Raw genomic sequence first — 10,779 nt, 5'->3', positions numbered from 1 at the left:
GGTCAGCCCCCGATCAGGAACAGGTCTTCGACGTTGGCGCGTGCCCGCACGCGGCTCTTGGATTCGTTGGGACGCAAGTTGAACCGGGCGAGGGCCTCGGCGATGACGGTGAAGGCGGCGTGCGCCTCGGTCTCGTCGGCGGCGAAGGCGGCGTAGTTGTCGGCGAACCGCACCACCCGCAACCCGCTCAGCAGGGCGTCGGGACGGGACAGGCGCAGGTTGATCAGCAGTGGCGCGAGTCCGGAACCCGGCGCGATCGGGTACGGCATCGCAGCGAGAGCGGTGCGCACCCGGTCGAGGAAGGTGCCGTCGTGGACGTGCTGGGCGCACCAGTCGACGACCTGCTCGACCGTGGCGTCCTCGGACACCGAGGCCACGTCGACGTCGGCGACCGCGCGCAAGCCGGCCGCGACGTGAGCTGCGGCGTGGCGCAGCGCGGTGATGCGGTTGCGGCGAGGCCGGTAGCCGGACACCCAGTCGGCCAGCACCTGCCTCTCCAGGATCGGCTCGATCGCGTTGCGCAGCGCGCGGTGCACCAGCCGGTCGATCATCGTGGGCACGCACACCGTCATCGGCTTGCCGGTGTAGGTCGGGAACGGCACCTCCCGCACCGGGCCCGGTTGCCAGGTGCCCTCGGCCAACTGCTCGGCCAGCCGGGGCAGCAGTACGGAGGCACGTCGCCGCAACTCCCCGAGCGTCATCCGGTCCATGCCAGGGGACGAGGTGCGTCGTCCGCACTGCCGCAACGCGGTCCGCAGGTGCTTCTCGTCCAGCAACGACATCAGCGAGTGCGCCCGCAGGACGGGGGTTGGTGGCATGGCACGCGTGTGCGCTAGGGTCGGCCCCGCTTGAGCGGCAGGCACGCTCCCTTGATCACCGAGAACCGGCTCGCAACCCAACACGCGCGAGCTGTGAACGAGGGAAAGACGGCCCCGCTCAGGCCCGGGATTTGTCGGCTTCGCGTCCACGATCCTCACGCCCCTCTACGCAGCCCGGTAGACGGTGGGGTCGGGAATGCCGTTGTCGAGGAAGGCTTCTTGGCGTTCGGTGCACGTTCCGCAGGTGCCGCAGTGCACTCCTTCGCCCCGGTAGCAGGACCACGTGCGGGCGAACGGCACCGCCAGCGCCTCGCCGACGCGCACGATGTCGGCCTTGGTCAGCGTCAGGAACGGAGCGAGCACCTGGAACCCCGGCACCAGCAGGCCGTCGTTGGCCGCCTGCACGCTGCGGGCGAACCGCTCCACGAACGGAGGTCGGCAATCGGGGTAGATAGTGTGGTCCCCGGCGTGCGCGCCGAAGGCGACCGCGTCCGCGCGCACCGCGATGGCCACCGCCACGGCGATGTCGAGCATGATCGCGTTGCGGTTGGGCACCACCGTGGCCGCCATCGACTCGTCGGTGTAGTGCCCGTCGGGCACCGCCACCGAGGTGTCGGTCAACGCCGAACCGGTCAACAGCGCGCCCAGGCTGGTCAGGTCGATGATCCGGTGCGGGCTCAGGAGCAGCCGTGCTATCTCGGCGGCGTGGTCGAGCTCCACGCGGTGGCGCTGCCCGTAGTCGAACGAGACCAGCGTCAGGCGACTGTGGCGTGCGGCCAGCCAGTAGGCCAGCACGGTGGAGTCCAGGCCACCGGACGCGATGACGACCGCGTGCTCGGGGTGGCGGTGCTCGGGGTGGTCGATCGTCATGGCCGGTCACCACGCTCGCGTGAAGGTGCGCCGAACCGCGCCGACAACGGCTCCCCAACTCGGGAGTTCCTCGCCCGGCTCGGGGCGCTGCAACCAGCGCAGACCCTCCTCGGTCTCGCCGAACGCGGGCAGCGCGACCGTGTCGCCCGGCTTGTACCACCCGACCTGGGCGGTCATGAGGTCGTCGACGGTCGACTGGCGCATGGGCGTGCGCGGTCGGGTCAGGAAGATCCAGTCGACCGTCTTCTTGCCCGGCACGACGATGATCGGCGCGCGCATCATCGCCCGGACGAGTTCGTGGTTGACCTCGCCGCCGAGCCCGCCCCGCATCACCAGCGCGTCGACCGTCTCGCCCAGGCGCAGCCGGACTTCGCCCGTTTCCGCGTCGATCGTCGTCGGCCAGCTCAGCAAGTTCGTGTAGTACCGCCGGAGCACGCTCGGCGCGATGTGGTCATGTTGCCTGGTGTCGGTCGCGGTTGCTGTGGTCATGGAAAGGCTCCCGTCGTGCAGGGGTTGGTGCGGCGGAGCCGAGGCGCCTCAAGGGAAAACCCCGGCTCCGCCGTGATCGAGGACGCGGCACTCATGGCCGCGCGGATCGCGCTGATCAACGGTCGGCGCGAGTTCGCGAATCAGGGGACGTCAGGCATCGCTCCGACCCCGGACCGCCCGAGCTGATGCGGAGCGCGCGGTCGTTGGTCGGTTGTCGAGACGGCTCATGCGGCTTCGCTTTCCCTGATGAAGCCCAAGCCGTGCGTGCCGACCGTCTTCAGCGCGTGCGACAACACCGGTGACGGCGGCTGCTTCGGCTGACGCCAATGCCTGCCGACGTAGGGCGACACGGCCAAGCTGTGTCTGCCGGAGGTGGCTTCGGAGCGTCGTTGCCGGAAAGCCCGCAACAGCAGGCAACTGACGAACACCACGGCGGCGATCGCCGTGATGACGGGAGCCAACGACATCACGCGGCCCCACCTCGCAGGGCGGGGATCGCGGCGGAACCAGGTATCGGGGTCGTGATTCCGCCGCGACAGGACGGCGAAGCAGGGCGCCCCGCGACGGTCGGGGGACCACCGTCGCCGTACTGCTTCACCGTGCTCACTGTGCCGATCTCCTCGGAGAGGCCAGTCCCACCGGGGGCAGGGGTGGCGGCCACCTCAACGGCCGTGGCGATAACGGAGCGAAACTGCTCGGTCTCAGCGGCGTCGAGCCTGGCCACCTCACCTGGGGGTGCCATCACTACGACGTCCGAGCCACGCACGAGCACCGTCAAGCTCCGAGGGCGGCCGGCGATATCCCGGCACGTCACCGCCCAAGGTCCGCGGTCGTTCATCGTGCGTCACCGCCTCGTGCGGTGGTCCAACTCCGTACCCACACCGGCTGCACGAGAAAACGCGGCACAGCGAGCTTTGTTTGTGGGCATCGCGAAACCGCAGGTTCCGCGAATCGCTGGGAGAGTGTCATCATCTACTCCGTAACTCAGCGAGTCCCGATTTACTTTTGTCCCGAACTTCTGCTACTCCCATAGCGTCGAGCGTTTAGTTGTTCACCGGTCGAACCGGAGGGCGGGTAACGGTGCTGGTAGAACCGCCGTTCACCCGCCAACGCAGCTAAACGTCCGCCGCGCGGCGCGAACCAGAGCGGGGACGCAGCGGCGATGGGGCGTCAACTGGGCGGCAGGGCACGTGACCTGCGGATTTCCCATTCGGGTACCTTTGTGCCAAACGGGTGAAACCGCGTAATACTCTGGGTACTGGCCGCAGAAAAGCGAGACACGACAGGGCGACTTGTGATAGCCGCACCCAGTGTCGAACCGATCGACAGGCACCCCGGAAGCCAACTCACTCCGACAAGTCAAGATCGCGATTGCGGTTCTGGGGTTCCGTGGCGCGAGCCGCCTTGACCTGCACAAACAACAGTGAGGGTGTCGTCGTGGCCGGGATGACCGATGGCAAGGCGCGCTTCGCCTACCTCGCGGAGGGCAACGCCAAGCAGGCGCGCAAGCGCGTAGCCGCCGACCTGCTGATCCAAGACGAAGCCGGGCGCGTTCTGCTGGTGAACCCCACCTACAAGGACAACTGGGATCTCCCCGGCGGTATGGCGGAGTGCAACGAACCGCGCGAGCGGCAGGCGCCCGCGAGCTCGCTGAGGAACTCGGCCTCATCGCCACCGCCGGCCGCATCCTGGTGCTGGACTGGGTCGGACCTCACGGACCGTGGGACGACCAGTTGGTGTTCATCTTCGACGGCGGGACGTTGTCACCCGCGCAGGTAACGACCATCCGGATCTCCGATCCGGAGATCGCAGAGTTCGCCTTCGTCGAACTCGCCGAGGCCAAGACCATGCTGCGGCCCGACATGGCGCAGCGCCTGGCTCGAGCCCTGGACGCCCTAACGACGGGCGTCACGGATTACTCGGAGCAGCTCGGGTGACCAGCACGCTCTCATGCGCTATGAGCCAGTCGCGTTCAACATGACGGTCGCTACGGCACCCAGCGCGAGGAAGGGGCCGAGCGGCATCGGGTCGTCCCGTTCAGCACGGCCGGTCGTCCTGAGCGCGACCCGAACAACTGCTGCGAGCAGCCATCCCAGAAACGTCCCAGTGAACAGCGCCGTCCAGCTCCACCAACCGAGCGCGAGCCCCAGGAGACCGGCGAGCTTGACGTCGCCAGCACCGAGCCCGCCGACCGCGAGTGCGAGGCCGAGGTAGGCCGCAGCGAGGACGACCATGCCGGCCACCGACCGCAGCAGGTTGTCGTAGTTCGCGTAAAGCACGGCGTCCACGCCGAAGGCGACGGCAAGCACCAGGTAGCTGGGCAGCACCACCACGCCGGGAAGGCGCTGCTCGGCCAGATCCACCATCGCGAGCGGGACCAGCACGGCCGCCAGGTAGCTGTAGGCCAGCAAGGCGACGCTCGAGTCCATCCGCCAGGCCAGCGCTGTGAACAGCAGCCCGGTGAGCGCTGCTGCCGCTGTCCAGCTCCAGCGGCTGAGTCTCCGGTAGTGCGGCAGCTTTCGAGTCAGCAGTCCGAGTGCGCTTCCAACCAACACGCCGAGTGCGGTCCACGAAATGATCAATGTTGGCGAGGTCAAGCGCCCTCACCTCTTATCACCCTTCGTAGCAACATCGACACATCTTTCGCCCCCAAAAGGCAGCATCCCTTGCTCTAAGTGTTACCTCGCGACGACCCGCAGAGTGACCGAAGTAGACCGATCGAGTGAATCTTCGTGAGTGGATGTCATACCGACTTCAAAGTCAGTGCTTCCCGACTTTGCAGTCGGTGGGGGTCCGTGGTGTAGACGTGGTGAGTGTCACGAGACACAAGACGATCGTTACGGAAGTCTGGGGGTGCACCTGTGGTAGGGGGGAAGACCTTCCGCGTACAGGGCGGACGTGTCGTACTGGGGATCTTCGCGGCGGCGACGCTCGCCTTGGCCGCGTGTAGCTCCAGCGGCTCGCCGGGGACCGGCGCCAGCACGACGCAGCCACCGCAAGAGCCGTCCTCGGCGCCAAGCACGACGGCGTCCGCAGCCGACAAGGCGAAGAACGATGCCTTGGCCGCCTACCGGGGAATGTGGCAAGACTTCGTCGAGGCCGGGCGTACATCCGACTGGCAATCCTCGAAGCTGGGGCAGCACGCGACGGGCGTGGCGCTGACGAACATGTCGCGCGGACTGTACGCCGATCACTACAACGGCCTGGTCACCAAGGGTGAGCCGGTGCTGAACCCGACCGTCTCCTCGACGGAACCGGCCGGTGAGCCGAAGAAGATCATTGTTTCCGACTGCGGAGACTCGACGAATTGGTTGAAGTACCGCGCGGACAACGGCCAACTCGCTGACAAAGAGCCGGGAGGACGCCAGACGATCAACGCCATCGTCGAGAAGCAGTCTGACGGCTCCTGGAAGGTGTCCGACTTCGGCGTACACGACGTGGGGACGTGTTGATCATGCGACGTTTTGCGACCATCACCGGAATCGTCGCTGCAAGCCTGCTCGGTCTCGCAGCTCCCGCCCTGGCCGATGGCGGCTGGGGAAACACGAATTGCAGTCAGGTTCCCACCCCGGCGTGCGAGCTGGGAGCTGGCAACAACGGCAATAACGGACGACCCGGCAACCCTGGACATGGCAACAATCCCGGCCGTCCTGGGACCGGCAACAACCCTGGCAGCGGGAAGCCGACCAACCCTGGCGACACCATCGTCGGCGGTGACTCGAACCTGGCGAGTTGCTCGTATGTGAAGAGTGACTACCAGCCGCCAGCCGGTGGCGTGGTCACCGCCTCCTACAAGCCGCCAACAGCCAATGGTGGCGTGGTCCACGCCGCGGTGTTCCGGCCGACAGCGTTTCGTGCCCAAGCGGCGCAGCCGGGTCAGGGGCCGGGCGCGTGGTACGTGTGGAAGTGCACCACTGAAGGCGTCACGGATGGGCTCTACCGGCCACCGGTATGGATCGCCGACGGACAGCAGCCCGGCGCGGCCCTGTTGCCCTCACCCGCCGAGCTCGCGCAGATGGCCCGCAAGCAGCTCCGACTGCCCTCGCCGTCAATCGCGGCGAACCCGGCCGGCGACCAATTGGTGAACCTGCCGACCTGGATGTGGCTGTCTGGCGGCTGGGGACCGGTCTCGGCCACCGCCGCGGTTCCCGGCGTGTCGGTGACGGCGGTCGCGACGCCGACCTCCGTGACCTGGGCGATGGGCGACGGCTCGACCGTCACCTGCACCGGCGCCGGAACGCCCTACAAGGCAGGCACAGATCCCAAAGCGCCATCGCCGGATTGCGGCCACGTCTACCGCCGATCGTCAGCGAGCCAACCAGGGCAGGCGTACCCGGTGACGGCGACCGTGCACTGGACCGTGACCTGGTCCGGTGCGGGCCAGGGCGGGACGTTCCCGGACATGACCACGACGGGCAACGCGACCTTCCGCGTGGCGGAATCGCAGGCTCTCAACAACGGCGGCGGCTGACCCCGCCACTGCCTCCCCGCGAGGCACCACTTCCTAGCCCACAAAGCGATGACCACCTGTTCCGCTCGCTGAGCATCCTCTGGCGACGCGGCGCACTACCCCCATGCCTTTTGGAGGTACCGGCGTGAGCACCAACACCACGATCCGGCCCGACCCCGACCGAGCCATGAGCACGGCCAACGGCCCCTGGATCAACGACGGCAAGAAGCCTTCCGCCTCGCGGTTGCGCACCACAGGGCGCCGCCGCAGCGTGCCGTACCTGCTGCTCGGCGTGCTGCTCGTCCTGGCGTGCGTGGGTGGCTTCGTGCTGATCTCGCTGAACTCCGGGGATCGGCAGGCCGTGCTCGCGCTGGCTCGCGGCGTGCCGGTAGGGCACGTGCTGACCACGCAGGACCTGCGGCAGGTCAACGTCGCGGTCGACCCCGGTGTCGCGGTCGTCGGTGCGGATCAGGCGGCCACCGTGGTCGGCAGGCCGATGGCCACCAGCTTGTCGGCCGGGGCGCTGCTGACCCCGGACGCCGTTGGCGGCGCTGCGGTCCCGACGAGCGGGCAGGCCATCGCCGCCCTCGCGCTCAAACCCGGCCAGTTCCCTGCGGAGGTCGGTCCGGGAGCGCGGGTGTCGGTGGTGTTCGTGCCCGGCCAGGCCGGAACCGCGACCAGTCCGCCCGCCGATGGTGGCACGGTCTGGCCTGCGGTGGTGACCAGCGTGACCACCCCGGCGAACGACCAGAACACCGTGGTGTCGGTGCAGTTGTCCGAGGCCGCCGCCCGCCAGGTCGCCGCGGTGCCGGCCGGTCAGTTGTCGATCGTGATGCTCTCTGCTGGGGGTCGCTGATGTTGATCTCGGTCCTGTCCCTGAAAGGCTCACCGGGCGCCACCACGCTGGCCGTGGCCTTGGCTGCCCGCTGGCCTGCTCCGGCACGTGCCCTGGTGGTCGAGGCCGATCCTTCCGGTGGCGATCTCGGCCTGCGGTTCTCGCTGTCCTCGACACCGGGCCTGGTGAGCCTGGCCGCCGCCGCGCGCCGTGGCGGCGAAGCCGATCTGGTGTGGCGGCATACCCAGCAGCTTCCCGGCGGCCTGCCGGTGATCGCCGCCCCACCCGATGCTGATCAGGCCCGCGCGGCGCTGTCGGCCTTGGCTCCCGACCCGACCAGCGGCCTGGGGGTGCTGCGGGCGGCGGCCAACCAGCCGGGCACGGTGGTCATCGTCGACTGCGGGCGTGTGGACCCCGGCTCGCCCGCTCTGCCGATCGTGCGAGCCTCCGACGCGATCGTGCTGCTGTCGCGGGCTCACGCCGACGACCTCGCACACCTGCCGCGCCGGCTGCCCACCGTCGGCCGCTGGAGCCCGAACCCGGTTCTGCTGCTGGTGGGCGAGGGCTACTCCACTGCCGAGGTCGCCCGCGAACTCGGCGTGCCGCCGCTAGGGCGCGTGCCCGACGACCCGAGCGGCGCGGCCGTGCTGTGCGGGCGGCCGAACAAGCTGCGCTGGGGTCGCAGCGGCCCCGCGCATTCGGCGCTCGGCCGCTTTGCCCACCGGGTCGCCACCGAACTCGCCACTCGCGAGCGCCCACCGGCCAGCCAGAGTCAGCCCCGGCCCGCTGAGCCGGTGGCGCAGGTCCCGGTTCTGCGCTCGGTTCCGGGTGTGCCACCCGGCGCGGTCTCGTCCAACGGCGTGCGCGTCGCGCCTGGCCCCGCGACCGATCGCCGCGACCAGCAGGGAGGGCAGGCGTCGTGACGTACCCGAGCAACCAGTACCCGGCGCCGGTGCCTCTGCGCCCCCACCAACAGCAGCCCGGATCGGCCCCGTTCGGTAGCGCCGCACCAGGTACAGATACTGGTGTGCCGCCGCTGGGATGGGGCACCGACGAGGACACCGCTGACCTGTCGGCCGCCACGACGCGGCTGCGGCAACACCTGCGGGAGCGGTTGAACGCCGAGCTGCCGCAGCGGGTTGCCGATCAGCAGGACCGCACCGGGACGACCGCCACTCGCGAGGCCCGGCGCGAGCTGGCGCGCGGCATCCTCGACGAGGCGCTGCGGGTGCATACCGAGAACGAGCTGGCCGCCGGCCGGCAGCTGCTGCCGCGTGAGGTCGAGCAGCGGGTCGTCGGGGAGGTCGTCAACGAGCTGTTCGGCATGGCCGGGCTCCAGCCGCTGCTGGACGACCCGATGGTGGAGACGATCAACGCCAACCGCTTCGACCGGGTGTTCGTCCAGTACAACGACGGCCGCCGCGCCCCGGTCGGGCCGATCGCGGGCTCGAATGAGGAGCTGACCGACCTGGTGCGGTTGCTCGCCGCCCGCGCGAGCAGCCAGGAGCGGCGGTTCGACCAGGGCTCCCCGGCGGTCAACCTCCAGCTCCCCGGCGGGGAGCGGCTGTTCGCGGTGATGGGTCTGACCGCCGGGGGCGTGACCGCGCTGTCGATCCGCCGCCACGGCTACCTCACCGTCACCCTTCCAGAGCTGCGCCGCCGAGGCACCGTCGATCCCGGCCTGGAGCAGTTCTTGCGAGCGCTGGTCAAGGCCCGCAAGAACGTCTTGATCACCGGCGGTACCGGCGCGGGCAAGACCACCTTGCTGCGCGCGTTGGCCAGCGAGATGGACCCGTTGGAGCGCATCGTCACCATCGAGGACGCCTTCGAACTCGGGTTGGACCACGACCCGGACATCCACGCCGACGTGACCGCCTTCCAGGCGCGCGAAGCCAACGTCGAGGGAGCGGGTGCGATCAGCCAGGCCGAACTCGTGCGGTGGGGTCTGCGGATGAGCCCGGACCGGGTGATCGTGGGTGAGATCCGTGGTCCCGAGGTCATCCCGATGTGCAACGCCATGTCCCAGGGCAATGACGGCTCGATGGCTACCCTGCACGCCTCCAGTTCGCGGATCGCGTTCACCCGTCTCGCCTCTTATGCCGCCCAGGGTGTCGAGCGGCTCCCGCTGGAGGCGACGAACCTGCTGGTCGCCTCGGCGGTGCACTTCGTGGTGCACCTGGCCCGCGCCGAGGACCGCCGCACCCGTGTCGTGTCCTCGATCCGCGAGGTCGTCGGCGCCGACGGCCCGCAGGTGATCTCCAACGAGGTCTACCGCCCCGGTCCCGACCGCCGCGCGCGCCCCGTGGCGGGAGCGCTGCGCGGCGACACCCTCGACGACCTGGTCGACGTCGGCTTCGACCCCGGCGTGATGGAAAACCCCGAGGGCTGGTGGGGACCGTGAACATCACCCTCAGCCCCACAACGGCCGCGGCGGCGTTGCTCGGTGTCGGCACCGGGCTCGGCCTGCTGCTGGTGGTCCTCGGCTGGCGTGGCACCGACCCACGGCGTCAGCGCCGCACCCGGACCCGCGCGGCCGGGACCGTGGACCAGCACCGCAGCCTGCGGATCGCGTTGGCCATGACCGCCGGAGTGGTGACCGGTCTGCTCACCGGCTGGGTCGTCGGCGCCGTCCTGGCTGGCCTCGCCGCCTGGGCGCTGCCCAGGGTGCTCGGCCGCGACCCCGAACACGCCCGCCGAGTCGCGCGGATCGAGGCCGTCGCCACCTGGACCGAGATGCTGCGGGACACCCTGTCGGCCGCAGCCGGGCTTGAGCAGGCCATCCTCGCCACAGCGCCGCTGGCGCCGACGGCCATCCGCGGTGAGGTCGGCGAGCTCGCCGCCGGGATCGAGAACGGCGACCGGCTCGCACCCGCCTTACGGCGACTCGGCGAACGCCTGGACGACCCGGTCGGGGATCTGGTCATCGCCGCCCTACTGCTGGCCGCCGAACAACAGACCCGCCAGCTCGCTGAACTGCTCGGGTCGCTGGCCGACGCCGCCCGCGGGCAAGCCTCGATGCGGATGCGCGTCGAGGCCGGCCGCGCCCGCACCCGCACCTCGGTGCGCGTCATCGTCGGCACCACCCTGGCCTTCGCCGTCGCCGTGGTGCTGCTCAACCGCAACTACATGGGCGCCTACGACAGCGCCGCCGGACAGATCGTGCTGCTGGGCATCGGAGCGCTGTTCGCCGCCGGATTCGCGTGGCTGAACCGCATCGCCCGCGTCGCCCAGCCCGACCGCTTCCTTTCCACCGCCGAGCAGGACCCGGCAACCCGCCCGGCACAGGTCCTCGTCACCGCGAGGCAGGAGTGAACACC

General features: G+C 69.6%; 12 protein-coding genes. 7 read left to right on the top strand and 5 right to left on the bottom strand.

Translation table 11 applies throughout. The features are described 5' to 3' along the window. Positions 1-2 precede the first annotated feature (2 nt). From BBK82_RS07840 to BBK82_RS07825, 4 genes are all read right to left on the bottom strand, one after another. A complete protein-coding gene (locus tag BBK82_RS07840; RefSeq protein WP_237048083.1) occupies positions 3-818 on the bottom strand; it encodes a reverse transcriptase family protein in 816 nt (271 codons plus the stop codon). Between the two features lie 165 nt (positions 819-983). Further along, positions 984-1,688, bottom strand: a complete 705-nt coding sequence (gene queC, locus BBK82_RS07835) for a 7-cyano-7-deazaguanine synthase QueC (protein WP_065914402.1) — start codon at positions 1,686-1,688, stop codon at positions 984-986. Positions 1,689-1,694: 6 nt separating this feature from the next. After that, positions 1,695-2,177 carry a hypothetical protein gene (locus BBK82_RS07830; RefSeq protein WP_237048082.1) on the bottom strand — a complete coding sequence of 161 codons (483 nt, stop codon included), beginning with the start codon at positions 2,175-2,177 and terminating at the stop codon, positions 1,695-1,697. Positions 2,178-2,401: 224 nt separating this feature from the next. Beyond that, positions 2,402-2,644 carry a hypothetical protein gene (locus BBK82_RS07825; RefSeq protein WP_065920894.1) on the bottom strand — a complete coding sequence of 81 codons (243 nt, stop codon included), beginning with the start codon at positions 2,642-2,644 and terminating at the stop codon, positions 2,402-2,404. A gap of 1,143 nt (positions 2,645-3,787) precedes the next feature. Here BBK82_RS07825 and BBK82_RS07815 point away from each other — a divergent pair. After that, positions 3,788-4,114, top strand: a complete 327-nt coding sequence (locus tag BBK82_RS07815) for an NUDIX domain-containing protein (RefSeq protein WP_237048081.1) — start codon at positions 3,788-3,790, stop codon at positions 4,112-4,114. An 18-nt stretch (positions 4,115-4,132) separates the two neighbouring features. Here the strand turns inward: BBK82_RS07815 and BBK82_RS07810 are convergent, their stop codons facing one another. After that, entirely contained in the window at positions 4,133-4,732 is a 600-nt protein-coding gene (locus BBK82_RS07810; protein ID WP_237048080.1) for a prepilin peptidase, read from the bottom strand. A 306-nt stretch (positions 4,733-5,038) separates the two neighbouring features. On the opposite strand from BBK82_RS07810, the gene BBK82_RS53845 reads away from it, so the two are divergent. The 6 genes from BBK82_RS53845 (at position 5,039) to BBK82_RS07780 (ending at position 10,774) form a co-directional block, all read left to right on the top strand. Then, positions 5,039-5,629 carry an MAGE family protein gene (locus BBK82_RS53845; RefSeq protein WP_237048079.1) on the top strand — a complete coding sequence of 197 codons (591 nt, stop codon included), beginning with the start codon at positions 5,039-5,041 and terminating at the stop codon, positions 5,627-5,629. A 2-nt stretch (positions 5,630-5,631) separates the two neighbouring features. Continuing rightward, positions 5,632-6,648, top strand: a complete 1,017-nt coding sequence (locus tag BBK82_RS07800; protein WP_065920893.1) for a hypothetical protein — start codon at positions 5,632-5,634, stop codon at positions 6,646-6,648. Between the two features lie 124 nt (positions 6,649-6,772). Next, entirely contained in the window at positions 6,773-7,483 is a 711-nt protein-coding gene (locus BBK82_RS07795) for a hypothetical protein (protein ID WP_065914398.1), read from the top strand. Further along, positions 7,483-8,385, top strand: a complete 903-nt coding sequence (locus tag BBK82_RS07790) for a MinD/ParA family ATP-binding protein (protein ID WP_065914397.1) — start codon at positions 7,483-7,485, stop codon at positions 8,383-8,385. Before BBK82_RS07795 ends, BBK82_RS07790 begins: the two co-directional genes overlap by 1 nt. 104 nt (positions 8,386-8,489) lie before the next feature. Next, positions 8,490-9,863 (top strand): CpaF family protein, encoded by a 1,374-nt coding sequence (locus tag BBK82_RS07785; RefSeq protein WP_237048078.1) that lies wholly within the window; start codon positions 8,490-8,492, stop codon positions 9,861-9,863. Further along, the gene (locus BBK82_RS07780; protein ID WP_065914395.1) at positions 9,851-10,774 is read left to right on the top strand and encodes a type II secretion system F family protein; all 924 of its coding nucleotides are present in this window, start codon (positions 9,851-9,853) and stop codon (positions 10,772-10,774) included. Before BBK82_RS07785 ends, BBK82_RS07780 begins: the two co-directional genes overlap by 13 nt. Positions 10,775-10,779 lie beyond the last annotated feature (5 nt).

It is taken from the genome of Lentzea guizhouensis, assembly GCF_001701025.1.
In the GTDB taxonomy this organism is placed as follows: Bacteria; Actinomycetota; Actinomycetes; order Mycobacteriales; family Pseudonocardiaceae; genus Lentzea; species Lentzea guizhouensis.
This window is presented reverse-complemented; position numbering and strand designations above follow the sequence as displayed.

Bases quoted from the DNA above. Each gene is read 5' to 3' on its own strand.
- BBK82_RS07830 (WP_237048082.1), bottom strand. From the start codon at position 2,177: ATGACCACAGCAACCGCGACCGACACCAGGCAACATGACCACATCGCG.
- BBK82_RS07840 (WP_237048083.1), bottom strand. From the start codon at position 818: ATGCCACCAACCCCCGTCCTGCGGGCGCACTCGCTGATGTCGTTGCTG.
- queC (WP_065914402.1), bottom strand. From the start codon at position 1,688: ATGACGATCGACCACCCCGAGCACCGCCACCCCGAGCACGCGGTCGTC.
- BBK82_RS07825 (WP_065920894.1), bottom strand. From the start codon at position 2,644: ATGTCGTTGGCTCCCGTCATCACGGCGATCGCCGCCGTGGTGTTCGTC.
- BBK82_RS07800 (WP_065920893.1), top strand. From the start codon at position 5,632: ATGCGACGTTTTGCGACCATCACCGGAATCGTCGCTGCAAGCCTGCTC.
- BBK82_RS07790 (WP_065914397.1), top strand. From the start codon at position 7,483: ATGTTGATCTCGGTCCTGTCCCTGAAAGGCTCACCGGGCGCCACCACG.